Genomic DNA, 26,304 nt, shown 5'->3' with positions numbered 1-26,304 from the left:
CGGCGACGCCTCACGGGCAGCAGTCGGGGTCCAGGCCCCGCGGCAGGCGCTCCCCTCCGAAGACCGCGCAGGTCGCCTCGTGGCCGCCGAGCGCGGCGACCGCGAGGAGGAGGGAACCGGCCGTCCACGTGGTCAGTTCGCGGGGCCATATGGCGTCGTCGTCGAAGACGTAGCCCGTCCAGTACAGGCCGGACTCCTCGTCCCGCAGGTGCTGGATGGACTGCAGGATGTCCAGCGCGCGGTCGGACTCGCCCATCGCCCACAGCGCGAGGGCGAGTTCGGCGGACTCGCCGCCCGTCACCCACGGGTTGGGGACGACGCAGCGCACACCGAGGCCGGGCACGACGAAGCGGTCCCAGCTCTCCTCGATGCGGGACTTGGCCTCCGTACCGGTCAGCGCGCCGCCGAGGACCGGGTAGTACCAGTCCATGGAGTAGCGGTCCTTGTCCAGGAACCGCTCGGGGTGCCGGCGGATGGCGTGCCGCAGCGCGCCGGCCGCCAGCTCCCAGTCCGGCTGCGGCTCCTCGCGCTGCTCGGCGATCGCGAGCGCGCAGCGCAGCGCGTGGTACACGGAGGACGAGCCGGTCAGCAGGGCGTCCGCGGTGGGCGTGCCGTCGTCGTCGCGGCGCCAGCCGATCTGCCCGCCGGGCTGCTCCAGACCCAGCACGAACTCGATCGCCGCGTACACCGTCGGCCACATGCGGTCGAGGAAGGTGTCGTCGCCGGTGGACAGGTAGTGGTGCCACGCCCCTACGGCGATGTAGGCGACGAAGTTGGTCTCGCGGCCCCGGTCGGTGACGTCGTCGTGGGCGCCGTCGGCGTAGGCCGCGTACCAGGAGCCGTCGCCGTTCTGGTGCCGGGCCAGCCAGTCGTACGCCCGCTCGGCCGCGGTGTGTTCGCCCGCGGTGTCCAGGGCCATGGCGGCCTCGACGTGGTCCCACGGGTCGAGGTGGTGCCCGCGGAACCAGGGGATGGCGCCGTCCTCGCGCTGCACGCGCAGGATGCCGGCGACGGTCGCGGCGGCCTGCTCGGCGGTGAGGACCCCGGGCAGGACCAGGTGCTCCGTGCGGGGTGTCGTCACCGGGCGCCCGCCGGGGCGTCGGTCGGGACGTCGGCGGGGGAGCCCACCGCGGGCAGGTGCGGCTTGGTCGCGTAGGCGACGAAGCTCTTGCCGATGAGCGGGTTGAGCGCCTGCTCGGCGACCCGGGTGGCCAGCGGCTTCTTCATGATGTCCCAGACCAGCAGCTTGTGGTACGCCCGCACCGGCAGCGCCTTGTCGTTGTCGACGCCGAACGCGCACTTCAGCCACCAGTACGGCGAGTGCAGGGCGTGCGCGTGGTGGGTGCCGTACGGCTTCAGGCCCGCCTCGCGCATCTTGGCGAGGAGTTCGTCGGCCTTGTAGATGCGGATGTGGCCGCCCTCGACCTCGTGGTAGGCGTCGGACAGCGCCCAGCAGACCTTCTCGGGGCCGTAGCGCGGGACGGTGACGGCGATGCGGCCGCCCGGCTTGAGCACGCGGACCATCTCGGCGAGGACGCCCTTGTCGTCGGGGATGTGCTCCATCACTTCGGAGATGATGACGACGTCGAAGGACTCGTCGGGGAAGGGCAGCGCGAGCGCGTCGCCCTCCATCGCGGTGGCGGTGGCGCCCGCCGGTGCCTCGCCGGCCTCCTTCATCGCGGCGAACCACTTGGCGACCTCGCGGATCTCCTCGGCGTTGCGGTCGAGGGCCACGACCTGGGCGCCGCGCCGGTAGCACTCGAAGGCGTGCCGGCCGGCCCCGCAGCCGAGGTCCAGGACGCGGTCGCCCGGGGCGAGCGGGAACCGGGAGAAGTCGACGGTCAGCACGTGGCCCTGCTTTCGGAGTAGACACCGGTGTCACTGGAGGTGGCTTCGGGAGCGGCCGGGGCCTGGGTGCGCGGGGTGCCCCCGGCGCGGGCGATGGCCTCGCGGTAGCGGGCGACGGTGCCCTCGGCGGCCCGGGCCCAGGTGAAGTGACTGAGCACCCGTTCGCGTCCGGCGGCGCCGAGGCGGGCCCGCAGGTCGGCGTCGCCGAGCAGTCTCCCGAGCGCGGCGGCCAGCGCGCCCGCGTCGCCCGGCGGTACGGCGAGGCAGGTCTCGCCGTCGCGTCCGGCCACCTCGGGGATGGCGCCGCCGGTGGTGGCGACCAGGGGCGTGCCGGTGGCCATGGCCTCGGCGGCGGGCAGCGAGAACCCCTCGTACAGCGAGGGCACGCAGGCGACCTCGGCGGAGCGCACCAGGTCGACGAGTTCGGCGTCGGAGATGCCCTTGACGAAGTCGACGGCGCCTTCCAGGCCGTACCGCTCGATCGCCTGGGCGACGGGGCCCTCGGTGGGGCGTTTGCCGACGACGACGAGGTGGGCGTCGGGCTGCTCGGTGCGTACCTTCGCCAGCGCCTCGACGAGGAAGACCAGGCCCTTCAGCGGCACGTCCGCGCTGGAGGTGGTGACGATCCGGCCCGGCACGACCGGGACCGACGCGTCCGGCCGGAAGAGGTCGGTGTCGGCGCCGATGTGGACGACGTGGATGCGGTCGGGGCGCACGCCGAGGTGGTCGACGATCTCCTGGCGGGAGGTGCCGGAGACGGTCAGGACCGAGGGGAGGCGGCGGGCGACGCGCTTCTGCATGCGGGTGAAGGCGTACCAGCGGCGCACCGAGTAGCGGCGCTGCCAGGTCTCGGCGGCGTCCAGCTCCAACTGCCGGTCCACGGTGATGGGGTGGTGGATCGTCGTCACCAGCGGGGCGCCGACGTCACCCAGCAGGCCGTACCCGAGGGTCTGGTTGTCGTGGACGACGTCGAACGCGCCGCGGCGGGCGCGGAGATGGCGGCGGGCGCGCAGCGAGAACGTCAGCGGCTCCGGGAAGCCGCCGGTCCACATGGTGCCGACCTCCAGGCAGTCGATCCAGTCCCGGTACTCCTCCCGCTTGGGGGTGCGGAAGGGGTCGGGCTGGCGGTAGAGGTCGAGGCTGGGCAGCTCGGTGAGGGCGAGCCGGCCGGCGTAGTCCTCGCCGTCGTCGAGGACGGGGTACGGCTGGGAGCCGATGACCTCCACGCGGTGACCGAGGCGGGCCAGTTCGCGGGAGAGGTGGCGCACGTAGACGCCCTGTCCGCCGCAGAACGGGTTTCCCTTGTAGGTCAGGAGCGCGATGTCGAGCGGTCGCTCGCCGTCCGCGGCGAGGTCCGTAAGGGACCCCGTCCGACTGGCCTCAGCGGTCACTCCGGGCCCCTCTCTGCCTGCTCTGTCCCGCGAGATTACGCCGGGACGCTAATCTAGAACAAGTTTCAGACTTGATCGTCGAGGAGGCTCTGAATCTACCGGCAGGTAGCCTCCGTGTGAGCAGTGGATCAGGTGATTCACGCCACGGCCGCGGCCTGTCATCATCGGACCGATCACCCGCCCCAGCCACCCCCCTCACCGACTGTCACGGAACGGGACGCCATGCCTGCGGAAGCCAAGCCGGACACGCCCGCGAGAGCCAGGCCGGACACCGCCGCGCGGCCCGCCTCCGCACCCCTGACGGAGCGGCAGGAGGCACGCCGCCGCCGCATCCTCGCGGCGACCGCGCAGCTGGCCGGGCGGGGTGGCTTCGACGCGGTGCAGATGCGGGAGGTCGCGGAGGCCTCGCAGGTGGCGCTGGGCACGCTGTACCGCTACTTCCCCTCCAAGATCCACCTCCTGGTCGCCACCATGCAGGACCAGTTGGAGCACCTGCACGCCACACTGCGCAGACGGCCGCCGTCGGGCGACTCGGCCGCCGAGCGGGTCGCCGAGACGCTGATGCGGGCCTTCCGCGCGCTCCAGCGGGAGCCGCAGCTCGCCGACGCGATGGTCCGCGCCCTGACCTTCGCCGACCGCAGCGTCTCCCCCGAGGTCGACCAGGTGTCCCGGCAGACCACCGCGATCATCCTGGACGCGATGGGCCGCGAGCGCCCTACGCCCGAGCAGCTGTCCGCGGTCCGCGTCATCGAGCACACCTGGCACTCGGCCCTGATCACCTGGCTGTCCGGGCGGGCGTCGATCGCCCAGGTGAAGGTGGACATCGAGACGGCGTGCCGGCTGATCGAGCTGACGGACGACGAGTCTTAGCCGGGGGCGGCGGCCGGGCAGCCGTCGCGCCGGGCGAAGGCGATCACACCGGTGAAGGTGTCGCCCTCCGGGCGTTGCTCCTCGGCCACGAGATCCAGCAGGCGGGCGTACGGCCAGGTACCCGTGCCGACGTCCAGCCGCCAGCCGGCGCGGGTGTAGACGCCTTCGTCGCCGCGCAGCGGACCGCCCTGCCGCCGCCACCCTCGCCCGGTGAGTACGGCGGCGATCCGGGCGGTGGCTTGGGCCCAGGGTGCCTCTTGGGTCGCCAGGAGGGCCACGACGGTGCAGGGTCGGGCGGCCGGTTCCGGTACGGGCACCACGTGGGGGTGCCCGGCGCCGGTGGCCTTGAGGGCGGCCAGTGTGTCGGCGCGGACGGTGACGCGGTCCACTGCTGCTTCCGACGGCGCCTGAGCGCCGCCGCATCCCGCGAGCGCCAGGGCTGCCACGGCGGCGGCCATGCGGGAGGCCCGGCCAAGCGCTACGGCCGAGGCCGAGCTGATGCGCCACATTCGCGCGCCACCGCATCGATCATCACGCCGGTGAAGGACTGGGCCTTGTCCTTCTTCCCGGGCGGCATCCGGGCGGCCATCTGCTCCTTCGACAGGGAACCGGCCGACACGTCCAGGATCCAGGGCCGCTTGTCTCCGGCGTAGTCGAAGCCGTGTACCTGCCCGGTCGGGACGGGGCCGACCACCTTCCAGCCGCGCAGCCTCAGTTCGCCCACGAGCTTGTCGAGCGGTGCCTGCTCCGGCGGAGCCGCGGTGTCGACGCGGGCCAGCACCATGCAGGGAGTGCGGTGCGACACCTCGGGGTCGATCGCCGGGAAGGTGAGCCGCTCGAACCCCCCGGTCGCCACAGCCGCCCGGATGTCCCGCCGTACCTCATCCACCGTCAGCGAGGCCGCCGTGCGAGACGCCGACGCCGTCGGCTCACCCCCGTCCTTCGCCCCACCATCCCCACCGCAACCGGCCAGCATCAGTACCACCGCGCCCGTCACGGCAGCCGTCGTCCCCACCCTGCGCATGCTTCCCCCCCACTCCCCACCGATCACCCTCGCAAGGCCGCAGTCTCACACGTGCGCCGCCGGGGACGCACAGGCAAAACCCTAGGCGCCGGTCAGTGAGCGGATCAGGGTCTCCGCCTCGGCGAGCAGCGCCACTTCGTCCGCGCTCATCGTCGGGTTGGCCGCCCGCCGGGCGCGGGCGGCCGTCAGGCCCTCCCCCGTGAGCGCGGAGGGGCCGGCCAACAGGGCGGCCAGGATGGCGCGGGCCGGGGCGGCCAACGCGGCACCGCCGACGGCGACCTGGGCGAGGATCACCGCGGACAGGCCCCAGTCCAGCCCCGGGTCCCCGTCCTCCGCGTTCGTCCAGTCGATGACCCGCGGGCCCTCGGCGGTGAGGATCACGTTGTCCGGGTGGAGGTCGAGGTGGAGGACGCGGGTGCCGGGGCGGCGGCCCGGGATCGCGTGCAGGGCGCGCAGCAGGCCGGCGAGGAGCCTGCCCGCCTCCTCGGCGGTGAGCGTGCCGGCCGCCAGCGCCTGGAGCATCGTCGGGCCGGTCAAGCGCCGCATCACCAGCTCGGTACGGGTGGAGTCGGCGAGGCGCACCTCCGGCACCGGGTAGCCGTGCCCGCGCACGTACTCCATCACCGCCCCCTCGGCCAGGGCATCGCCCCAGCCCTCCCGGTCGCGGCGCACCACCCACGCCTCGTCGATCGCGTACACGTCCGCGCTGCGGCCGGAGCCCAGCAGTCTCCCCGTCGGTATCGGCATGGCAGGAAGCTATCCACCCGCTCGGGCACCCCGCAGCCCCTGTCCTACGGGCCGGTAAAGTGGCCGCGTCGTCATCACACCCGTACGGGGGAAAGCCGGTGCAATTCCGGCGCTGACCCGCAACCGTGAGCCCCGGAGACAAGGGGCGAGCCGGATTGCCCCGTGCGGTCGTGACCGGCTCACGTGCGTCGGCAGTCCGCCGCCGCGCGGCACCGTCGAGGTCTGCGGAGCAGAGCCGCCCGGGGTCGTCCTCCCGTGCTGCCCTGCCCGCGTCAACAGGGAGAGGCAGCCGCCGATCATGAACGTCCGCCGCAGTGCCGCGGCCCTGGCCGCCATCGCCGTCGTCGGCGCCGCCGCCGCGCCCGCCGTCGCCGCGTCCCCGTCTCCGTCCCCGTCCGTCGCCAAGCCGTCCGGGCTCTTCGGCAGCGGCGACCCGACGTACGACGGTGTGTGGCGGCAGTCCCTCGCCCTGCTCGCGCAGCACACCGTGGGCGTCGAGCCGGCCGCCAAGGCCGTGGACTGGCTGACCGGACAGCAGTGCGCGAACGGCGCGTTCGCCGCCTTCCGCGCCGACCCGGCCAAGGCCTGCGACGCCAAGGTGATGGTCGACACCAACAGCACCGCCGCCGCCGTGCAGGCCCTCGCCGCGCTCGGCGGGCACGACGCGCAGACCGGCAAGGCGGTCACCTGGCTGAAGTCGGTGCAGAACAAGGACGGCGGCTGGGGCTACACCCCCGGCGGCGCCAGTGACGCCAACTCCACGTCCGTGGTCGTCGGCGCGCTCACCGCCGTAGGAGAGAAGCCCGACACCGTGCGGAAGGACGGCAAGTCGCCCTCCGACGCCCTGCTGAAGCTCGCCCTGCCCTGCGCGGACGGCGGCGCGTTCGCCTTCCAGCCGGACAAGGCGGGCAAGCTCGCCGCCAACGCCGACGCGACCGCCGCGGCCGTGCTCGGTACCCTCGGCGAGGGCCTGGTCGCCGGGCCCGCCGCGAAGACGGCGGCGCCCGCCTGCTCCGACGGCGCCCGCACGCCCGCGCAGGCCGCCGCCAACGGTGCCGCCTACCTCGCCCAGGCCGTCAAGAAGGACGGCCACCTCGTCTCCGCGCTGCCCGGCGCCACCGACCAGCCCGACTACGGCAACACCGCCGACGCCGTCGTCGCGCTCGCCGCGCAGGGCGGCGCCGACCAGGCCCGGCAGCCGCTGGCCTGGCTGGAGAAGAACGCCGCCGGATGGGCGCGGCAGAGCGGCCCCGCCGCCTACGCCCAGCTGATCTTCGCCGCGCACGCCACCGGCACCGACCCGCGCCGCTTCGGCGGGCAGGACCTGGTGGCCCAGCTGACCGCGACCGGCCCGGCCCCGCAGACCAAGGCGACCGCGCAGGAGGACACCGGCAAGAAGGACAAGAAGGACGACGGCTCGCCCTTCGGCGTCTGGTGGTTCGTCGGCGTGTGCCTCGTCGCCGGTATCGGCATCGGCTTCCTGGTGAGCGGCCGCCGCAAGGGCCCGCAGCTGTGACCCGCCGCGCCGCCGCTCTCCTGGTGACCGCGTTCCTGCTGCTGGCAGGCGCGGCGCAGGCACACGCCACCGGTTACCGGTACTGGTCGTTCTGGGAGCGCGACGGCGGCCGGTGGGCGTACGCCACCGAGGGCCCCTCCACCGCCCGCCCCGCCGACGGCGCCGTGCAGGGCTTCCGCTTCGCCGTCAGCCAGGACTCCGCCGACGCCGCGCAGCCGCGCGGTACGGCGGACTTCGACGCGATCTGCGCGCGCACGCCGGCCCGCGAGGGCAGCAAGCGCGTCGCCCTCGTCCTCGACTTCGGCACCGCCGCGGACGCCCCCTCCGGGGAGACCCCGCCCGCGCCGCGCACGGCCTGCGCCCGTGTCGCCCCCGACGCGACGACGGCCGAGGCACTGGCCGCCGTCGCCAAGCCGCTGCGCTACGACACCAACGCCCTGCTGTGCGCCATCTCCGGCTATCCGCAGCGGGGGTGCGGGGAGCAGGTGTCATCGGACAGCGGGTCCCGTATGACGAAACCGGAGAAGAAGTCGGAGGGCGGCCCCTCGGTCGGGCTGCTCGCCGGCGGCGCGGTCGTCGTCGTCCTCGCGGGCGCCGCGGTGTGGCAGGCCGGGCGGCGTCGCCGGGATGCGTGACGCCGGGGTGCACCCGGGCGCCTGGTGGCTGTGGGCGCTCGGGCTCGGCACGGCCGCGACCCGCACCACCAACCCGCTGCTGCTCGCCCTGCTCCTCGCGGTCTCGGCGTACGTCGTGACGACGTGCCGGCCCGACACCCCCTGGTCCCGCTCCTACGGCGCCTTCCTCAAGCTGGGCCTCGCCGTGCTGCTGGTCCGCCTGCTGTTCGCGGTGGTCCTCGGCTCCCCGATCCCGGGCACCCACGTCCTCGTCACGCTCCCCGAGGTGCCGCTGCCGCACTGGGCGCAGGGCATCCGGCTGGGCGGCCGGGTCACCGCCGAGGGCCTGCTGTTCGCCGCGTACGACGCGCTGCGCCTCGCCACGCTGCTGGTCTGCGTCGGCGCGGCGAACGCCCTCGCCTCCCCGACCCGGCTGCTGAAGACGCTGCCCGGCGCGCTGTACGAGACGGGCGTCGCGGTGGTCGTCGCCCTCACCTTCGCCCCGAACCTCGTCGCGGACGTGCAGCGGCTGCGGGCCGCCCGCCGGCTGCGGGGGCGCCCGGACCGCGGGGTGCGGGGCCTGCTCCAGGTCGGACTGCCCGTGCTGGAGGGGGCGTTGGAGCGGTCGGTCGCGCTGGCCGCCGCGATGGACTCGCGCGGGTACGGCCGTACCGCCGACGTCCCCGCCTCCGTCCGCCGTACGACGGCCGCGCTCACCCTGGGCGGGCTGCTCGGCGTGTGCGCGGGCACGTACGGGCTGCTCACCGCGGCGGGCGGCGGCTACGGCCTGCCGGTCCTGCTGGCCGGGCTGGCGGCGGCGCTGGCGGGACTGCGGCTCGGCGGCCGGCGCACCCCCCGCACCCGCTACCGCCCCGACCGCTGGACCGTGCGCGCCTGCCTGGTCGCCGGGTCGGGCGCCGCGGTCGCCGCCCTGCTGACCCTGGCCGCGTCCGCCGACCCGGCGGCACTGCACCCGGGTGTCGTCCCGCTGACCGCGCCCGCACTGCCGCTGTGGCCCGCGGCGGCGGTCCTGCTGGGCCTGCTCCCGGCGTTCGCCGCGCCGGCCGGCCGCGCGGAGCCGACGGCGGCCTCCCGGTCCGCCGAGCCCGCCGTCCGGTCCGAGGCCGCCGACCACGCCGAGCCCCGCCGGTCACCCCGGTCCGCGGGCCGCGCGGAGTCGGCCGCGCCCGCCGCCGCCCGTGCCCGGCCCGCCGCCCGCATCCAGGCCGCGGTCGGCGCCGAGCCCGCCGAGTCCCCCGACCCCCGCGAGTCCTCCAAGTCCTCCAAGTCCTACAAGTCCTCCCCGTCCGAGGAGCCCCCGTCGTGATCCGTTTCGAGAACGTGTCGGTGACGTACGACGGTGCCGCCGAACCCACCGTCCGCGGCGTCGACTTCGAGGTCCCGGAGGGTGAACTCGTCCTCCTCGCCGGCCCCTCGGGTGTCGGCAAGTCGACCGTGCTCGGCGCGGTGAGCGGTCTCGTGCCGCACTTCACCGGCGGCACCCTGGCCGGCCGCGTCACCGTCGCCGGCCGCGACACCCGTACCCACAAGCCACGCGAACTCGCCGACGTGGTCGGCACGGTGGGCCAGGACCCGCTGTCGCACTTCGTCACCGACACCGTCGAGGACGAACTCGCCTACGGCATGGAGTCGCTCGGCCTGCCCCCGGAGGTGATGCGGCGCCGCGTCGAGGAGACCCTGGACCTGCTGGGGCTGGCGGGCCTGCGCGACCGCCCGCTGGCCACGCTCTCCGGCGGACAGCAGCAGCGGGTCGCCATCGGTTCCGTCCTCACCCCGCACCCCCGGGTGCTCGTGCTCGACGAACCGACCTCCGCGCTGGACCCGGCGGCGGCCGAGGAGGTCCTCGCGGTCGTCCAGCGGCTGGTGCACGACCTCGGCACGACCGTCCTGATGGCCGAGCACCGCCTGGAACGGGTCGTGCAGTACGCCGACCGGGTCGCCCTCCTGCCCGCGCCCGGCGCACCCCTGGTCCTCGGCACCCCGGCGGAGATGATGGCCGTGTCGCCGGTGTACCCGCCGGTCGTCGGCCTGGGCCGGCTGGCCGGCTGGTCGCCGCTGCCCCTGACGGTCCGGGACGCCCGGCGGCGCGCGGGCGCCCTGCGGGAGCGCCTGGCGGAGCGCCAGGACCCTGGGCCTTCCGCCGACCCCGCCGCCGCACCGGTGCGCCTGCCCACCCCCACGTCACCTCCGCCGTCCGTCCGCCGGGCCCGCCGTCTCCTCGGGCGGCCCCGTCTCACCGCGCCCGACCCCGCCTCCTCCCCCGTCGCCGAGGTGCGCGGGCTCGCCGTGCGGCGCGGCCGGGTGCGGGCGCTGCGGCGGGTGGATCTCGCCCTCGCCCCCGGTGAGACCGTCGCCCTGATGGGACGCAACGGCGCCGGGAAGTCGACGCTGCTCGGCTCGCTGGTCGGGCTGGTGCAGCCCGCGTCGGGCGTGGTGCGGGTCGGCGGCGCGGAGCCGTACCGGACGCCGCCGCGGGAGCTGGTGCGCCGGGTGGGCCTGGTGCCGCAGGAGCCGCGGGACCTGCTGTACGCCGACACCGTGGCCGCCGAGTGCGCCGCCGCCGACCGGGACGCGGAGGCCGCCCCCGGCACCTGCCGCGCGCTGGTCGCCGAGCTGCTGCCGGGCGTGGCCGACGGCACGCACCCGCGGGACCTCTCCGAGGGACAGCGGCTGGCCCTGGCCCTGGCGGTGGTCCTGACGGCCCGCCCGCCGCTGGTCCTGCTCGACGAGCCGACCCGCGGCCTGGACTACGCGGCCAAGGCCCGCCTGATCACCCACCTGCGCGGGCTCGCCCGTGACGGCCACACGATCGTGCTGGCCACGCACGACGTGGAGCTGGCGGCCGAGCTGGCCGACCGGGTGGTGCTGCTCGCCGAGGGTGAGGTGATCGCCGACGGTCCGACCGCGGACGTCGTGGTGTCGTCGCCGTCCTACGCCCCGCAGGTGACGAAGATCCTGGCGCCGCAGCGGTGGCTGACCGTGGCCCAGGTGCGGGAGGCGCTGCGATGAGCCGGAGGGACGATCGGCCGGCGGACCGGCAGGCGCGGGCGATCCGGCTGGGGCCGCGTTCGGTGGCGGCGCTGGTGCTGGTGAGTGCGGTGGGCGTGGTGGCGTTCGGCTGGCCGTTCCTCGCGCCGCCCGGCTCGCGGCTGACCGCGCACGCGCAGGACGCGCCGTGGCTGTTCGCGGGGCTGCTGGTGCTGCTGGTCGGGGTGGTCGCGGCGACGATCTCCGAGTCGGGCCTGGGTCCGAAGGCGGTGGCGATGCTCGGCGTGCTGGCGGCGACGGGTGCGGCGCTGCGGCCGATCGGCGCGGGCACGGCGGGCCTGGAGCCGATGTTCTTCCTGATGGTGCTCAGCGGCCGGGTGCTCGGACCCGGCTTCGGGTTCGTCCTGGGCTCGGTGACGATGTTCGCGTCGGCGCTGCTCACCGGCGGGGTGGGCCCGTGGATGCCGTTCCAGATGCTGGCGATGGGGTGGTTCACGATGGGCGCGGGCCTGCTGCCCGGCCCGGACCGGCTGCGGGGCCGTGCGGAGCTGGTGATGCTGGCCGGCTACGGCTTCCTCGCCGCCTTCGCCTACGGCACGGTGATGAACATGGCGGGCTGGCCCTTCATGGGCGGCCTGGCCTCGGGGATCGCCTTCGCCGCGGACGCGCCGGTCACCGCGAACCTGGCCCGTTTCGTCGCGTACTGCCTGGCCACCTCCATGGGCTGGGACCTGGGCCGCGCGGTCGTCACCGTCGTCCTCACCCTGGTGCTGGGCCCGGCGGTGCTGCGGGCGCTACGCCGGGCCACGCGGCGGGCGGCGTTCGAGACGGCGGTCACATTCGAGGCGTCCCAAGGGTGAGCCGGAGGGGGTCCGACGGGGGTCCGGCGGTGAACCGGCCCACATGACCCACGTCACCTACGACGCGGGGCCGTACCCCACAGCTGCTGTCATGCCCTCGCCATTTCTGCCTCTGACCTGCGGTTTGAGAGCCGGCTCACACAGGCGACAGAAGTGACGGATGCGGCCTCCACTAGTAAATGGGGTCATTGCGGATGATTCCCGAGCCTGTTTCTCTGGATGACGTCGCACGGCGCCGACGTGCCCCCCAGGGTCTCGGCGCCGCGGCATGTCCGGGCCGCCCGCGCGGCCAGGACGCCCCTGTCCCCGAAGAAAAGGTTCTCCGTGTCCGTCTCCCGCATCGTTCGCCGCCTCGCCGCCCCGAAGAAGGTCCTCACCACCGCCGCCGTGGCCGCCGCCACCGCCGGCATGGCCCTGACCGCGGCCCCCGCCCACGCCGCGGCGGCCTCCGCGGACTCGGCCGCCCAGGCCCAGGCGATCGCGCACAAGATGATCCCGGACGCCGCGCAGTACCAGGCCTTCTCCCACATCGTCGAGCACGAGAGCGGCTGGGACGTCGACGCCACCAACTCCTCCTCCGGCGCGTACGGCCTGGTCCAGGCGCTGCCCGGCACCAAGATGGCCTCGGCCGGCGCCGACTGGAAGACCAACGCCGCCACCCAGATCAAGTGGGGTCTGGACTACATGAACTCCCGCTACGGCAGCCCCGTCGCCGCCTGGAACTTCTGGCAGGCCAACGGCTGGTACTGAGCCGCACCGCACGCCCCCTGACCGGCGGCGGCCCCCTCCCCCCGGGCCGCCGCCTTCGTCGTCCCCGCACTCCCCGCGGAGTGTGCGCAGGCGCCCGAGCGATGAACGCCGGGCGCCGCGCGCGCGTCTAGACAACCGTGGCCCCGACCGACGTCACCCCCGCCGAGAGGGCCACCGGCCCGTCCTCCGTCCGGAATCCGCGCCTCCGTATCCTTCGGGTCCTGCGCCTCCCCCGCGGCCGGCACCGCGTGCCCCTCCTCGCGACCCTGCCCGTGCTTCCCCTGTACGTCCTGTGGTGGACGGTCCTCGCCACCGGCGGCGGGGACCTCGCGGCACAGCAGGCGTGGGCCGGGTTCGCGGCGCGGCACGGGGGATCGGCGTACAACCTGTTCTGGTACGGCGGCATGCACACCGCCAACTACAGCCTGGTCTCGCCGTACCTGATGGCCGCCCTCGGCGTGCGCACCGTCACCGCCCTGTCCGGTCTGGCCGCCACCTGGGCGGCGGCCGTGCTGATCGGGCGGGCCGGGGTCCGCCGGCCGCTGGGGCCCGCGCTGCTCGCCTCGCTCGCCCTGTGGTGCGACGTGGCCTCCGGCCGCACCACCTTCGCCCTGGGCGTCGCCTTCGGGCTGGCGGGCTGCGTCCTGCTCACGGGACAGCGGCGCACGGTCCTCGCCGCCGGGTACGCGGCCCTGGCCACCATGGCCTCACCGGTCGCCGGGCTGTTCCTGGCCGTGGTCGGCGGCGGCTTCCTGCTGGTGCGGGACCGGGGCCGGGCGCTCGCCCTGCTCGTGCCGCCCACTGCCGTGGTCGGGGCGACGACCCTGCTGTTCCCCTTCACCGGCGAGCAGCTGATGCCCCTCGCCCGGGTCTGGCCGCCGGTCGTGCTGGGGCTGGCGGTCACCGTGCTCGCGCCGCACGGCTGGCGGGTGGCCAGGATCGGCGGGGCGGTCTACGCGGCCGGAACCGTCCTCGTCTACCTCCTCCCCTCCCCCATCGGCACGAACGTGGAGCGTTTCGCCGAGCTGTTCGCGCCCGCCGTGCTGCTGGCCGCGCTGCTCACCGTGGAACGGACGCGGCGCGCCGCCCGGACCCTGCTCGTCGTCGCGCTGGTCTTCTCCGTCGGCTGGGTCGGCAAGAAGACCGCCGACGACCTGCGCGTCTACACCGCCGTACCGGCGTGGGCGGCCGACACCCGGCCCGTCGTCCGCGCGCTGGAAGGCCTCGGCGCCGACCGCACCCGGGTGGAGGCCGTCCCGGCCCGCGACCACCGCGAGGCCGCCGCCCTCGCCCCGCACGTCAACCTGGCCCGCGGCTGGAACCGGCAGCTGGACATGGAACGCGCCCGCCTCTTCTACGACGGCACCTTCTCCGCTGCCACCTACCGCGCCTGGCTGGACCGGTGGGCGGTCGGGTTCGTCGTCCTGCCGCTCGGCCGCCCCGACGGATACGCGGAGGAGGAGGCCCGGCTGGTGCGCGAGGAGCGGCCCGACTGGCTGGAGCCGGTGTGGCAGGACGCCCACTGGCGGGTCTTCCGGGTCCGGGACGCCGTCCCCCTGGTCTCCGCGCCCGGCAGCGTCGTCCGCACGAGCGGCGCCGACCTGCGGCTGCGGGTGTCTCGGCCGGGCGCGGTGACGATACGGATCGCCTGGTCGCCGTGGTTGCGGGCGGACGGGGGCTGCCTGAGCCGGGACGGCGAGTTCACCCGGCTCACCGTGGACGCGCCCGGCGCGTACCGGATCAGCTCGGAGTACGGTTCCCTGCCCGGCCGGGGCGCGGGCTGCTGACCTCGGCGCCGGCGTCGGCATGGGTATCGGTGACGGCATCGGCATCGGTATCGGCAACGGGCTTGGGCCTTGCCGGGCGGGCCGCCGTACTCGCCCGCGGTCCCTGGACGAGGTACGTGAGCCCGAAGCCGAGCCCGACCACCGCCGCGCCGCCCACCGCGTCCAGCACCCAGTGGTTGCCGGTGCCGACGATCGCGCAGACCGTGAAGAAGGGGTGCAGCAGGCCGAGGGCCTTCATCCACCACTTGGGCGCGAGGACCAGGATCACCAGACCGCACCACAGCGACCAGCCGAAGTGCAGCGACGGCATCGCCGCGTACTGGTTCGTCAGCTCGGTCAGGGTGCCGTAGTCGGGCTGCGTGAAGTCCTGCGGGCCGTTGACCGTGTCGACGATGCCGAGGCCGGGCATCAGGCGGGGCGGGGCGAGCGGGTACAGCCAGAAACCGGCCAGGGCGAGCACGGTGGCGATGCCGATGGCCGAGCGGGCCCAGCGGTAGTCGACGGGGCGCCGCCAGTACAGGACGGCGAGGATGGCGAGCGGGACGCCGAAGTGGAAGGACTCGTAGTAGAAGCTGAGGAAGTCCTCCAGCCACGGGGTGCGTACGACGGCGTGGTTCGCCCAGTGCTCGACGTCCAGGTGCAGGAAGCGTTCGAGGTCGAGGATCTGCTGCCCGTGGTGCTCCGCGCGGAGCCGGCCCGCGCTGTTGGAGTCGCCGGCGGCGGCGAGGCGGATCCGCGCGTACGCGGAGTACGTGATGCGGATCAGCAGCAGCTCGAAGAGGAGGTTGGGGCGGGTCAGGACGCGGCGCAGCGCCGGTACGAGAGGGACGTGCCGCCACCGCGCGGGCACCGGGGCGGCGTACTCGGTGGGGACGGGGTCCCGGAAGTAGGGGGACGTGCGGGACAGGAAGGGCACGGCCGTGGCGGCGGCGACCGCGGCGAGCAGCGCCAGGTTCTCGATGAGCGGCTGGAACAACGGCTTGTTCGGCAGCATCATCGTCGCCGGCAGGGTCATCACCAGGATCACCGCGACCGGCCACACATACCGGTCGGAGGCCCGCCCGCCGACCCGGCCGACGACCGCGAGCAGCAGCCACAGCAGCTGGTGCTGCCAGGCCGTGGGCGAGACCGCGACGGCGGCGCAGCCGGTGATCGCCACCGCGAGGAGCAGTTGCCCGTCGCGGGCGAAGCGCACGGCGCGGCGCACGCCGAGCACCGCCACGGCGGCGCCCAGCAGCAGGAACAGCGCGATCTCCGCCGGGCCGGCCAGACCGAGCCGGAGCAGGGCGCCGTGCAGGGACTGGTTGGCGAGGTCGTCGGCGGGACCGCCGAGGCCCGCGCCCGCCAGGTGGTGCACCCAGTAGGCGGCGGAGTCGTGCGGCATCGCCACCCAGGCGGCCAGCGTGCACGCGGCGAACGTCACGCCGGTCGACAGGGCGGCGGTACGGCGGCCGGTGAACCACAGCAGCGGCGTGAACAGCAGCACCGTCGGCTGCAGCGCGGCGGCGACGCCCACGCACAGGCCGACGGCCCGCTCGCCGCGTACGACGAAGCAGCCGGCCAGCACCAGCAGCACCGGCATGATGCTGGTCTGGCCCAGGTACAGCGTGTTGCGCACCGGCAGCGACAGCATCAGCAGGCTGACCGCGACAGGCGCGGCGAGCAGCGAGGTGCGCCTGCTGACCGGCTGCGGCAGCGCGCGGGCGGCGATCAGGCCGAGCGCGACCACCAGCAGCAGGGTGCCGAAGGTCCAGCCCCAGCCGAGGGCCTGTTCGGCCGCCCGGGTGAGGGGCTTGAGGACGAGGCCGCCGAAGGGCGTGCCGGTGAAGCGGGTGGAGTCGTACAGCGAGCCCTTGACGTGCAGGACGCCCTCCGGGCCGACCCAGGTCTCCAGGTCGGTCAGCCGCTCGCCGCGCGGGCTGCCGAGGACGGCGTCGACCTGCCGGGCGGCGAGGAGGGCGGCCACCAGCCACAGGGCCAGCCGCAGCGCCCGCAGGCGCGCCCCGGCCGCACCGACGGCCGTCGCTCCGAACGCCTGCCCCGGTTGCCCGCTGTGCCGCGCATTCACCACGCCTCGTCGGCCTCCCGTCCCTGCGGAGTGTGAGGGCGTGCCTGGGCCCCCCGGACAGAGACGCAGGCGACCCCCTGTACACCTGACGCGGGTTCTCCTTTTGTCCGGAAGACAATAGTCCGCGACGGTTTGCGACGCCCCTGCGGAGGGCGAGATGGCTCACAGGCGGCGCGGGAAGCGCGGGGGTGCGCGGAGCGGCCCGGCCCTGCTTGCGGCGCATTTCCGTGCGGTATGCAGCTATGCGGGTACGGCCCGTTACCGGCGCCGATGCTCCTATGGTCGCTGTTTGTCCCTGTTCCCGATGAAAGGCAGGCGAGCGAAGTCTTGCCGAGTCCGAGTACCGCAATGGCCGATCAGCAGGTCCGCTCCGTCCGACCCGTCGGACCGGTCCGACCCGTCCGACCCGTCCACTCCGCACCCGAGCCCACCGTCACCGACCCCGCGCTCGTCAGGCGGGCCGTGAAGGCCGCCGCGCTGGGCAACGCGATGGAATGGTTCGACTTCGGTGTCTACAGCTACATCGCGGTCACCCTGGGCAAGGTCTTCTTCCCGTCCGGGAACCCGACCGCACAGCTGCTGTCCACGTTCGGTGCCTTCGCCGCGGCCTTCCTCGTCCGTCCCCTCGGCGGCATGGTCTTCGGCCCGCTGGGCGACCGCGTCGGCCGGCAGAAGGTCCTCGCCCTGACCATGATCATGATGGCCGCGGGCACCTTCGCGATCGGCCTGATCCCGTCGTACGGGGCGATCGGCGTCGGCGCGCCGCTGCTGCTGCTCGCCGCGCGGCTGGTGCAGGGGTTCTCGACGGGCGGTGAGTACGCGGGCGCGTCCACCTTCATCGCCGAGTACGCCCCCGACAAGCGGCGGGGCTTCCTCGGCAGCTGGCTGGAGTTCGGCACGCTCGCCGGGTACATCGGCGGTGCGGGGCTGGTCACCCTGATGACCGCGCTGCTGTCCGACGACGCGCTGCTGTCGTGGGGGTGGCGGGTTCCGTTCCTGATCGCCGGGCCGATGGGCATCATCGGGCTGTACCTGCGGATGCGGCTGGAGGAGACGCCGGCGTTCGCCGCGGAAGTCGAGAAGGCGGAGGCCGCGCAGGCCGCTCGGCGGAAGGTGCCGCTGCGGGAGATGGTGGCCGGGCAGTGGAAGGCGCTGCTGCTGTGTGTCGGGCTGGTGCTGGTCTTCAACGTCACCGACTACATGCTGCTGTCGTACATGCCGAGCTACCTGACGAGCGAGCTGAAGTACGACGAGACGCACGGGCTGCTGGTCGTGCTGGGTGTGATGGCGCTGATGATGATCGTGCAGCCGTTCGCCGGGGCCCTGACCGACCGGGTCGGGCGGCGTCCCGTCATCGCGGCCGGGTGCGCCGGTTTCCTGGTGCTGTCCGTGCCGGCGCTGCTGCTGATCCGTGAGGGCAGCCTGGCCGCTGTCGCGCTGGGCATGGGGGCGCTGGGGCTGCTGCTGGTGTGCTTCACCGCGGCGATGCCGTCGGCGCTGCCGGCGCTGTTCCCGACGCGGGTGCGGTACGGGTCGCTGTCGATCGGGTTCAACGTGTCCGTGTCGCTGTTCGGCGGGACGACGCCGCTGGTGGTGACGGCGCTGATCGGGGCGACGGGGAACATGATGATGCCCGCGTACTACATGATGGCCGCGGCTGTGATCGGTGGCGTGGCGGTCTGGTACATGGCGGAGTCGGCGGGACGGCCGCTGCCGGGGTCTGCGCCGGCGGCATGAGGTGCGGGCCGGTGGGGGCTTGGCGCGCAGTTCCCCGCGCCCCTGAATGCCTGCGGCGGCCCGTTTCTGTGGGTGGGTGGCTGGTGTAGCGCCATCTGCCCGGTGGGTGGGTCGGGGCCGCGCCGGGGGGTATCCGTCCTCGGTGCGCCGCTGGGTACGGTCAAATCCGCACCCTCTCTTTCCGGCGCCCGCTGCGGGCGGACACCCCCCGACACGTCCCCTTCCCGCCGTACGCGTCTACCGGCCGCCGTGGCTGCGGGAGCGAGGCCGCCCCGCTGGGGTAGCGGGCAGCCGACGCCGCCTCGCGACTTAGCTGCGGGCACCCGCACCGCTGGGCCGGCGCCCACCCAGCAGCGGCCGCCAGTCCGCCTAGCTGCGGGGCAGCCGACCCGCTGGGCCGGCGCCCACCCAGCAGCGGGCCGTCTATCCGCCTAGCTGCGGGCAGTCGTGCCGCTGGGGCGGCACGGGTGGGCGCAGCGGCACCCCGCAAGCGCCGGGCTGCGCCACCCACCCCCGGCCCGCACCAGCGCCGGGCGCCGAGCTGCCGACGGCGATCGTGCTCGCCCCCGGCAGCGGCGCACCAACTCACGACCGAACCCCGCCATCCCCCCGTTTCTCTGAAATCCTGGACGCGGCAAACGGGACAAGGCACCGAAGGGCGGCCGTGGGCATGAGCAGTTCGCAGCGCTGGGACGACGTGGACTTCTACTTCTCCAGCCACCTCGCACCCGACGACGACGTCCTCCAGGCCGCCCTCCGCGACAGCGAGGCCGCCCAGTTGCCGCACGTCAACGTCACCGCCCCGCAGGGCAAGCTGCTCCGGCTGCTCGCCGAGATGCAGGGCGCCCGCACCATCCTGGAGATCGGCACACTCGGCGGCTACAGCACCATCTGGCTGGCCCGTGCCCTTCCCGCCGACGGCCGGCTGATCTCACTGGAGTACAGCGCCAAGCACGCCGAGATCGCCACCCGTAACATCGCCCGCGCCGGCCTGGACAAGGTCGTCGAGGTGCGCGTCGGCCCGGCCCTTGAGTCGCTGCCCAAGCTCGCCGACGAGAACCCGCCTCCGTTCGACCTGGTCTTCATCGACGCGGACAAGGCCAACAACGCCCACTACGTCGAGTGGGCGCTGCGCCTGACCCGCGCGGGCAGCGTGATCGTCGTCGACAACGTGGTCCGCGGCGGCCGCGTCGCCGACAGCGACAGCACCGAGCCCGACATCCAGGGCACCCGCGCCGCGATCGAGCTGATCGCCGCGCACCCGCGGCTCAGCGGTACGGCGATCCAGACCGTGGGCAGCAAGGGGTACGACGGGTTCGCTCTCGCCCGGGTGCTCGCCTGATCAGACCTCGTGGTAGAAGCCGACGTTCACGCTGCGCGGGCCCGTGCGGTCCTGGATCACGACCTCGCCCGCGCCGCCCCGCGGCAACGGCACCGTCCCGCCGTACACCAGCGGCTGCGCGTACTCGCCCATGACCAGGCGGACCTCGGAGGACGGGTCGGGCTGAGAGCCCCGCAGCCACGTCAGCTGCCAGGTGCCGTCCGGTCCGCACACGAACTCCAGGTGCGCGCGCGAGACGAACAGCCAGTCCTCCGGCGCCACCAGCCGGCACACGGCCTTGTCCCGGCCCACCCGCAGCACGGCGCCGGGCTCGCTCGGCGCGTCGGCCATGAGCATGCCGGCCGTGGCCCCCGCGTCCGTCCCGGAGACGGTGGCCATGGTGAGTTCGAGCACGTGCGCTCCCTAAGTGACGTGGCGTCCGGTGCGGCGGCCGGATCGGATCTCCGCCGCCGCATGATAGGACGCCCCGGCCCGCCCCGTCCGGCACAATGGCCGCATGAGCGAGCGAAAGCCACCGGGGGTGAGCTTCGACTCCTGGACCGACAAGCAGATCAGGGACGCGGCGGCGCGTGGGGAGTTCGACCGCCTGCCGGGCGCGGGCAAGCCCCTCCCGAGTGACGTCGAGGCCGACTACGACGAGCAGTGGTGGATCAAGCGGAAGCTGGCCCGCGAGGGCATCTCCGTGCTGCCGCCGACACTGGCCCTGCGCAAGGAGGCGGAGGACGCCCTCGTCGCGGCGATCGCCGCCCCCTCGGAGCGCATCGCGCGGAAGATCATCACGGATGTCAACGTCAAGATCCGCGACATGATGTTCAAACCGCCGCCCGGGCCCCCGCTGGGTATGAAGCCGTACGACGTCGAGGAGGTCGTACGGCAGTGGCGGGAGCGCCGGGCGCGGTGATCCTCGGGGTGGTCCTCAGCCGTCGAGCAGGCGCTGGGCCAGTTCCCGGTAGTCGCGCAGGGCGAGCCTGAGCTGTTCGGTGTCGGCGGTGCCCCCGGCGTCGTCGTCGGTGTTCTGCCAGGTCGTCCGGAGCGTACGGCGCCGCCTCGTGACCGCCTCGGTGAAGCGGTCGGCTATCTCCTCCAGCACCCGGTCGGCCTCCGCCACGGCGTCCCGCGGGCCGTCGACGAAGCGGGTGACCGCCTGCGTCAGTCGCTGCTCCAGCTCCTCCGACTCCTCGTGGGCGAGCAGCGGGGTCTCCGAGCCGTGGGGGCGGGCCCGGCCCGCGTCCGTGCCGGTGCCTGTGCCTGTGCCCGTGCCCGGGGTGGTGGCGGTGGTCGGCCGGCTGCCAGTGGCCGTGCCGTGGGCCGTCGTGCCGACCGCGGTCTCGCCGCGGGCGTCGGGTGTGCCCTCGGCGGGCGGGGCCAGCGGGTCGCGGATCGGGCGGGTAGCGTCCGACATGCCGATCAACTCCCCTTCGCGTGCCGGTGCGTCAGCCCCCAGGGCAGATGGCCCCGGCGGCCGGGGACGGCCTCACGGTCCCGGGTCTGCCGTACCTCGTCCCGGTCGGCGCGGTGCCGGCCGGTGTCCTGCGCGGACGGCTTGAGCAGGTCCTCGAAGAGGGCCCGGGCCTCCAGCATCGCCTCGCGCATCTCCTCCGTGCCCGGCGCGCCACCGTCGGCGCCGGCGCCCAGGCGGGCGACCCGGTGCACCCGGCGGTAGCCGTCGACATGACCGGCGTGGTGCACGGAGAGCGCGGCGAGCTGCTCCTCGTACTGCCCGCCGTCCGGGAAGCCGCGTGCGCCGGCCACCTCGGCCAGCAGCCGGTCCGCCTCGGCGACCGCCTCGCGCGGCGCGTCGACGAAGCGTTCCTGGGCGGCCGCCCAGCGGGCCTCGTACCGTTCGCGCTCCGCGGGCTCCAGCGGACGCTCGCGCAGTGCGCCGTGCCGCTGCACCCGCTCGGTCAGCTCCCGTTCGGCGGCCTTGACGTCCCCGTCGTGCCGGGCCACGGTCCGGTCGTACTCGGGTCCGAAGCGCCGCTTCAGGTTCCCGCCGGCATGCGGCCGGCGCGCCCGCAGCAGCATCAGGGCCGCGGCGACCAGGACGACGGCCGCCACGATCACGATCAGAGCGATGATCACGCCTGTGGACATGGATACCTTCCGGTCGTCTCCGGATGGGACCGTCCTTCCGGAGTGGGGCCGGCCCCCCGCGGGCCGGTTAGCCGGACGGGTTGCCCGAACCACGGCCCGCAAACGACGGGCAGGCGGCGGGCGGCCATATTCGGTTGCGTCGGGTGCCGCGCCGCTCCGGACAATGGGCGCCATGCCCACCTGGACCATCGCCCCCGAAGCCCCCGGCTCGCCCGCCGCCCTCGCGCTCTGGCGGGCGTACTACACCGAGGTCAGCGACCGCTGGTACCTGCTGCACGAGGGGCGCCGTACCGACCCCGGCGAGCTGGAGCGGGAGATCGCCGCCGAGTCCGGCGACATCCTCGCCCCGCCGCACGGGCGGCTGCTCGTCGCGCGGTACGGCGGCGAGCCGGCCGGCACCGCGGGCGTACGGCTGCTCGACGCGGCGACGGCCGAGCTGAAGCGGGTCTTCCTGCTGCCCGCCCTGCGCGGCAGGGGCGGGGCGGCGCTGCTGGTGGACGCCGCCGAGCGGGCCGCGCGGGAGCTGGGCGCCGAGCGGATCGTCCTGGACACCCGCAGCGACCTCGTCGAGGCCCGCGCCCTGTACGCGCGGCTCGGCTACACCGAGACCGAGCCGCACAACGACGACCCGTACGCCGAGCACTGGTTCGGCAAGCGGCTGACCTGAGCCGGGCGGTCAGGACAGCCTCGCCGGGGGCCTCGCCTCCTGCGGGCGCTCCTGCCGGGAGCCGCACAGCTCGTCGTTGAGGAGCCGCACCAGCTGCGTCAGGTCGGTCGGCCGGTCCGTGCCCCACCAGTCGCCGAGCAGCTCGGCCAGCGACTCCTCGCGGGCCTGCGCCAGCCGGGCCGCCGTGGCGCGGCCGGCGTCGGTGAGGACCAGGTCCACGCCGTCGCGGCGGGCCAGGCGCCGCTCCTCGATCTGCCGGGCGGCCTCCAGGACCACCTGCAGCGGGACCGGGCCGCCCTCGGCGAGACGGGCCGGCTCCACCTGGCCGTACTTCTTGATCCGCAGCAGCAGCCAGCTCGCCGCGGGCAGCAGGTCGTAGCCGGCCCGTTCGGTGATCTTCCGGTAGACCTCGCGGCGGCCCTCCCGGGTGCCGAGCACGGACAGCGCGCGGCACACCTCGTCGTACGAGGACCGCTCCACCGGGTTGCTGGCCAGCGTCTCGGTGACGTCCGGCGCGGTGACCGAGGCGCGCAGCCGGTCCTCCTTCAGGAACCAGGCGAGGACGAAGCCGAGGGCGGCGACGGGTGCGGCGTACAGGAAGACGTCGGTGATGGAGGAGGCGTAGGCGTGCAGGGCCGCCGGGCGCAGCGCGGGCGGCAGGGAGGAGATGCCGCGCGGGTCGGACTCCAGCGCGTCCGCCGACATGCCGGGCGGCAGCCGCACGCCGCGGAAGGCGTCGGTGAGCTTGTCGCCGAGGCGACTGGCGAAGACCGTGCCGAAGATGGCGACGCCGAAGGAGGCGCCGATGGAGCGGAAGAAGGTCGCGCCGGAGGTGGCGACGCCGAGATCCTCGTAGGAGACGGCGTTCTGCACGATGAGGACGAGGACCTGCATCACCAGGCCGAGGCCGAGTCCGAAGACGAAGAAGTACGAACTCATCTCGGCGGTCGAGCTGTTCTCGTCCAGTTGGTGGAGGAGGAGCAGACCGATGGCCGTCACGGCGGTGCCCGCGATGGGGAAGACCTTCCAGCGGCCGGTGCGGCTGACGATCTGCCCGGAGAGGGTGGAGCTGAGGAGGAGCCCGAACACCATCGGCAGCATGTGCACGCCCGACATCGTCGGCGTCACGCCGCGTACGACCTGGAGGAACGTCGGCAGGTAGGTCATCGCGCCGAACATCGCGAAACCGACGATGAAGCTGATGACCGCGGAGAGCGTGAAGGTGCGGATGCGGAAGAGCTTGAGCGGCAGGACCGGTTCGGCCGCGCGTCGTTCGACCACCGTGAACACCACGGCGAGGACGACGCCCAGCACCGCGAGCCCGATGATCTGCGGCGAGTCCCAGGCCCAGGTCGTGCCGCCGAGGGACGCCACGAGGACCAGGCAGGTGGCGACCGAGGCGATGAGGAGGGTGCCGAGGTAGTCGATGACGTGGTGGGTCGTCTTGCGGGGGATGTGCAGCACGGCGGCGATGACGGCGAGCGCGACGACGCCGACGGGCAGGTTGACGTAGAACACCCAGCGCCAGCTCAGATGCTCGGTGAACAGCCCGCCGAGCAGCGGTCCTAGGACGCTGGTCGCGCCGAAGACCGCGCCGAACAGGCCCTGGTAGCGGCCGCGTTCGCGGGGCGGTACGAGGTCGCCGACGATCGCCATCGACAGCACCATCAGGCCGCCGCCGCCCAGGCCCTGCAGCGCGCGGAAGGCGATGAGCTGCGGCATGTTCTGGGCCATGCCGCACAGCGCGGACCCGATCAGGAAGATCACGATCGCCGTCTGGAACAGCCTCTTGCGTCCGTACTGGTCACCGAGCTTGCCCCACAGCGGCGTCGCCGCCGTCGACGCGAGCATGTACGCCGTGACCACCCAGGACAGGTGCTCCAGGCCGCCGAGGTCGCTGACGATGGTGGGCAGCGCGGTCGAGACGATGGTCTGGTCGAGCGCGGCCAGCAGCATGCCGAGCAGCAGCGCGCCGATCGAGACCAGTACGTTCCCGGGAACGTGCTCCTGCTGCGATGCCGCTGCCGCCGGGCCGGTGTCTGCCTCCACGGCCATGGGTGACCTCCGTTCCCTCTTCCCTCTGCCGACCTTCACTGTCGACTTCCATCGTCATCGGTGTGACCCGTTATGGCCTCTTGAGTCCTGTTGGAGGCCGGTATTCCGGGGTGCACGGCGGCCCGGTGTGTCGAGGGTCGGCATAATCCCTGGAGTTCGCATGGGGAGGGACGAACACATGGACGAACGCGGGACCGGGTCGCATACGCACCAGTGCCCGGAATGCGGGGCGCCGAGGGGGGCCGACCGCACCCCGTCGTGCGCCTGCACCCAGCGCGCGTCCGACGCGCTGCGGGACGCCCGGACGGTGGAGCAGGCGGCGGCGGAGGACTTCGATCCGCTGCGGATACGGCCGTATGTGGAGCTGGAGGGGGCGGGGGGTTCGGGGGGCTCGGGGGGCTCGGGGGCCTCGGGCGGCTCTGGGGGCTCTGGGGGCTCGGGGGAGGGTGCCGCCGGGGGTTCGGCCGGGGGTTCGGTCGGGGCTGTGGAGGAGACCATGCCTCTGCGTGCCGTGGAGGCCGATGGCGCGGCGTCCCCGCTTCCCACGCCGCTGGCGCCTCCTGTGGCGCCGCCGAGCGCGACGGACCTGCGGTTGTTCGAGGCGGAGGGTACGGACCGGGACTCGTACGACGGCGGGGGGCGGGCCGAGCAGCGCCGGCGCGGTCGGCGGCGGCGGCGTACCGTGCTGCTCGGGGTGTCCGGGGCGGTCGTGGGGGTCGTGGCTGCGGCGGGGCTGGCCAGTGGGCTGTTCTCGTACGACACGCCGTCGCGGGGGGCCGCGGCGGGGGAGGATGTGCGGGCGGCCGTGCCGGAGTCTTCGACGAGTGCTGCGGAGGAGCGGACGGCCTCGCCGACGGCCGGGCGGTCGGCGTCGGCCGCCGCGTCGGAGTCCGCGTCGCCGTCGGCCTCGGCCTCGGCAAGCGCCGATCCCGCCTCGCCGTCGCCGTCGGCCTCCAGTGCTTCGCCCTCGGCGTCGAGTGCGTCCCGGAGTCCGTCGCGGTCGGCGGAGCCCACCGTGTCGGCGGCGACCCTGACGGCGACGGAGACGGGGTCGCCTGACGACGGCCGGTACGCCGACGGGCCGGTGCTGCGGCGCGGGGACCGGGGGCCGGAGGTGGTGGAACTCCAGCTGCGTCTGCGCCAGTTGTACCTGTACAACGGCGACGCCAACGGCAACTTCAACGGTCAGGTCGAGGACGCGTTGCGGAACTATCAGTGGGCGCGGGGGGTGCGGTCGGACGAGCTGGGGGTGTACGGGCCGGAGACCCGCCGGATGCTGGAGTCGGAGACGCGGGAGCCGTGAGTCTGGGGGTGGGTGGTTGCTCGCGGTGTGCCTGCGGCGGCCTGTGCGGGTGGGTGGGTGGTTGCTCGCGCAGTTCCCCGCGCCCCTGAATGCCTGCGGCGGCCCGTTTCTGCCCGTGGGTGGTTGCTGTAGCGCCTCCGGCCGGTGGGTGAGTCGGGGCCGCGCCGGGGGGTATCCGTCCTCGGTGCGCCGCTACGTCGGTCAAATCCGCACCGCCAATTTCCGCCGCCCGCTGCGGGCGGACACCCCCCGACACGTCCCCTTCCCGCCGTACGCGTCTACCCGCCGCCGTGACCGCGGCAGCGAGGCCAGCCCGCTGAGGTAGCGGGCAGCCGCACCGCTGAGCCGGCGCCCACCCAGCAGCGGCGGGCCGCACGCCGGCCTAGCTGCGGGCAGCCGCACCGCTGGGCCGGCGCCCACCCGGCAGCGGCGGGCCGTATGCCTGCGTAGCTGCGGGCAGTCGTGCCGCTGGGGCGGCACGGGTGGGCGCAGCGGCACCCCCGTAGCGCCGGGCTGCGCGACCCACCCCCGGCCCGCCTCAGTGCCGGGTGGCACGTCAGCGGGGTCCACTGGTCTCGCCCCCGGCCCGCACCCGCGCCGGGCAAGCGCACCGCCCCTCAGA

Annotated in this window: 24 protein-coding genes; 13 read left to right on the top strand and 11 right to left on the bottom strand. The window is 74.3% G+C overall.

Annotation, left to right across the window (positions count from 1 at the left end; genetic code table 11):
* Positions 1-10 precede the first annotated feature (10 nt).
* The 3 genes from IE308_RS22680 to IE308_RS22670 are packed head-to-tail and all read right to left on the bottom strand — an operon-like array spanning position 11 to position 3,239.
* Entirely contained in the window at positions 11-1,081 is a 1,071-nt protein-coding gene (locus IE308_RS22680; RefSeq protein WP_190219323.1) for a prenyltransferase/squalene oxidase repeat-containing protein, read from the bottom strand.
* Positions 1,078-1,848 (bottom strand): class I SAM-dependent methyltransferase, encoded by a 771-nt coding sequence (locus IE308_RS22675; protein ID WP_110627903.1) that lies wholly within the window; start codon positions 1,846-1,848, stop codon positions 1,078-1,080. The genes IE308_RS22680 and IE308_RS22675 overlap by 4 nt, the downstream gene beginning before the upstream one ends.
* Complete coding sequence (locus IE308_RS22670; protein WP_190219322.1) at positions 1,842-3,239, bottom strand: glycosyltransferase family 4 protein; 1,398 nt, start codon at positions 3,237-3,239, stop codon at positions 1,842-1,844. Before IE308_RS22670 ends, IE308_RS22675 begins: the two co-directional genes overlap by 7 nt.
* Positions 3,240-3,461: 222 nt before the next feature.
* On the opposite strand from IE308_RS22670, the gene IE308_RS22665 reads away from it, so the two are divergent.
* Entirely contained in the window at positions 3,462-4,109 is a 648-nt protein-coding gene (locus IE308_RS22665) for a TetR family transcriptional regulator (protein ID WP_190219321.1), read from the top strand.
* Here IE308_RS22665 and IE308_RS22660 read toward each other — a convergent pair.
* From IE308_RS22660 to IE308_RS22650, 3 genes are all read right to left on the bottom strand, one after another.
* Positions 4,106-4,498: a hypothetical protein gene (locus IE308_RS22660; protein ID WP_190219320.1), complete on the bottom strand. Its 393-nt coding sequence runs from the start codon at positions 4,496-4,498 to the stop codon at positions 4,106-4,108. The two genes, IE308_RS22665 and IE308_RS22660, sit on opposite strands and share 4 nt — an antisense overlap.
* An 89-nt stretch (positions 4,499-4,587) precedes the next feature.
* Positions 4,588-5,106 (bottom strand): hypothetical protein, encoded by a 519-nt coding sequence (locus IE308_RS22655; protein WP_190219319.1) that lies wholly within the window; start codon positions 5,104-5,106, stop codon positions 4,588-4,590.
* 108 nt (positions 5,107-5,214) lie between these two features.
* Positions 5,215-5,880: a phosphotransferase gene (locus IE308_RS22650; RefSeq protein ID WP_110627908.1), complete on the bottom strand. Its 666-nt coding sequence runs from the start codon at positions 5,878-5,880 to the stop codon at positions 5,215-5,217.
* Between the two features lie 298 nt (positions 5,881-6,178).
* Between IE308_RS22650 and IE308_RS22645 the strand changes: the two genes are divergently transcribed.
* From IE308_RS22645 to IE308_RS22615, 7 genes are all read left to right on the top strand, one after another.
* Positions 6,179-7,396, top strand: coding sequence for an SCO2321 family membrane protein (locus tag IE308_RS22645; RefSeq protein ID WP_190219318.1), 1,218 nt, complete (start codon positions 6,179-6,181; stop codon positions 7,394-7,396).
* Positions 7,393-8,031, top strand: a complete 639-nt coding sequence (locus tag IE308_RS22640) for an SCO2322 family protein (RefSeq protein ID WP_190219317.1) — start codon at positions 7,393-7,395, stop codon at positions 8,029-8,031. The genes IE308_RS22645 and IE308_RS22640 overlap by 4 nt, the downstream gene beginning before the upstream one ends.
* Complete coding sequence (locus IE308_RS22635) at positions 8,024-9,337, top strand: energy-coupling factor transporter transmembrane component T (RefSeq protein ID WP_190219316.1); 1,314 nt, start codon at positions 8,024-8,026, stop codon at positions 9,335-9,337. Before IE308_RS22640 ends, IE308_RS22635 begins: the two co-directional genes overlap by 8 nt.
* Positions 9,334-11,040 carry an ABC transporter ATP-binding protein gene (locus tag IE308_RS22630; protein ID WP_190219315.1) on the top strand — a complete coding sequence of 569 codons (1,707 nt, stop codon included), beginning with the start codon at positions 9,334-9,336 and terminating at the stop codon, positions 11,038-11,040. The genes IE308_RS22635 and IE308_RS22630 overlap by 4 nt, the downstream gene beginning before the upstream one ends.
* A complete protein-coding gene (locus IE308_RS22625) occupies positions 11,037-11,879 on the top strand; it encodes an ECF transporter S component (RefSeq protein WP_190219314.1) in 843 nt (280 codons plus the stop codon). Before IE308_RS22630 ends, IE308_RS22625 begins: the two co-directional genes overlap by 4 nt.
* 324 nt (positions 11,880-12,203) lie before the next feature.
* A complete protein-coding gene (locus IE308_RS22620) occupies positions 12,204-12,629 on the top strand; it encodes an aggregation-promoting factor C-terminal-like domain-containing protein (RefSeq protein ID WP_110627914.1) in 426 nt (141 codons plus the stop codon).
* A 137-nt stretch (positions 12,630-12,766) separates the two neighbouring features.
* Entirely contained in the window at positions 12,767-14,416 is a 1,650-nt protein-coding gene (locus tag IE308_RS22615; protein WP_373314560.1) for a hypothetical protein, read from the top strand.
* On the opposite strand, the gene IE308_RS22610 is transcribed toward IE308_RS22615, so the two are convergent.
* The gene (locus tag IE308_RS22610; RefSeq protein WP_190219313.1) at positions 14,370-16,487 is read right to left on the bottom strand and encodes a bifunctional glycosyltransferase 87/phosphatase PAP2 family protein; all 2,118 of its coding nucleotides are present in this window, start codon (positions 16,485-16,487) and stop codon (positions 14,370-14,372) included. The genes IE308_RS22615 and IE308_RS22610 overlap by 47 nt on opposite strands.
* A gap of 345 nt (positions 16,488-16,832) precedes the next feature.
* Here IE308_RS22610 and proP point away from each other — a divergent pair, with 345 nt between their 5' ends.
* Together proP and IE308_RS22600 are read left to right on the top strand one after the other, a co-directional pair.
* The gene (gene proP, locus IE308_RS22605) at positions 16,833-18,221 is read left to right on the top strand and encodes a glycine betaine/L-proline transporter ProP (protein WP_229908998.1); all 1,389 of its coding nucleotides are present in this window, start codon (positions 16,833-16,835) and stop codon (positions 18,219-18,221) included.
* A gap of 670 nt (positions 18,222-18,891) precedes the next feature.
* The gene (locus tag IE308_RS22600; protein ID WP_110636388.1) at positions 18,892-19,563 is read left to right on the top strand and encodes an O-methyltransferase; all 672 of its coding nucleotides are present in this window, start codon (positions 18,892-18,894) and stop codon (positions 19,561-19,563) included.
* Here the strand turns inward: IE308_RS22600 and IE308_RS22595 are convergent, their stop codons facing one another.
* On the bottom strand, positions 19,564-19,956 hold the full coding sequence (locus tag IE308_RS22595; protein WP_110627916.1) for an FHA domain-containing protein: 393 nt from the start codon (positions 19,954-19,956) through the stop codon (positions 19,564-19,566).
* Positions 19,957-20,059: 103 nt separating this feature from the next.
* Here IE308_RS22595 and IE308_RS22590 point away from each other — a divergent pair, with 103 nt between their 5' ends.
* A complete protein-coding gene (locus tag IE308_RS22590; RefSeq protein WP_110627917.1) occupies positions 20,060-20,464 on the top strand; it encodes a DnaJ family domain-containing protein in 405 nt (134 codons plus the stop codon).
* A 15-nt stretch (positions 20,465-20,479) separates the two neighbouring features.
* Here the strand turns inward: IE308_RS22590 and IE308_RS22585 are convergent, their stop codons facing one another.
* Both IE308_RS22585 and IE308_RS22580 read right to left on the bottom strand, forming a co-directional pair.
* Positions 20,480-20,965 carry a hypothetical protein gene (locus IE308_RS22585; protein ID WP_190219312.1) on the bottom strand — a complete coding sequence of 162 codons (486 nt, stop codon included), beginning with the start codon at positions 20,963-20,965 and terminating at the stop codon, positions 20,480-20,482.
* Positions 20,966-20,970: 5 nt separating this feature from the next.
* Positions 20,971-21,657, bottom strand: coding sequence for a hypothetical protein (locus tag IE308_RS22580; protein WP_190219311.1), 687 nt, complete (start codon positions 21,655-21,657; stop codon positions 20,971-20,973).
* Between the two features lie 172 nt (positions 21,658-21,829).
* Between IE308_RS22580 and IE308_RS22575 the strand changes: the two genes are divergently transcribed.
* Positions 21,830-22,324, top strand: coding sequence for a GNAT family N-acetyltransferase (locus tag IE308_RS22575; protein ID WP_190219310.1), 495 nt, complete (start codon positions 21,830-21,832; stop codon positions 22,322-22,324).
* 9 nt (positions 22,325-22,333) lie between these two features.
* Here IE308_RS22575 and IE308_RS22570 read toward each other — a convergent pair whose 3' ends face one another.
* Positions 22,334-24,379 (bottom strand): MDR family MFS transporter, encoded by a 2,046-nt coding sequence (locus IE308_RS22570; protein ID WP_110627921.1) that lies wholly within the window; start codon positions 24,377-24,379, stop codon positions 22,334-22,336.
* Between the two features lie 178 nt (positions 24,380-24,557).
* Between IE308_RS22570 and IE308_RS22565 the strand changes: the two genes are divergently transcribed.
* Positions 24,558-25,682 (top strand): peptidoglycan-binding domain-containing protein, encoded by a 1,125-nt coding sequence (locus IE308_RS22565; protein ID WP_190219309.1) that lies wholly within the window; start codon positions 24,558-24,560, stop codon positions 25,680-25,682.
* The last annotated feature ends 622 nt before the right edge of the window (positions 25,683-26,304 follow it).

The sequence above is a fragment of the Streptomyces griseosporeus genome (assembly GCF_014656055.1).
GTDB classification, from domain to species: Bacteria; Actinomycetota; Actinomycetes; order Streptomycetales; family Streptomycetaceae; genus Streptomyces; species Streptomyces griseosporeus.
Note: the sequence above shows the minus strand (reverse complement) of the source record. Positions and strands in the feature narration are given on the sequence as shown.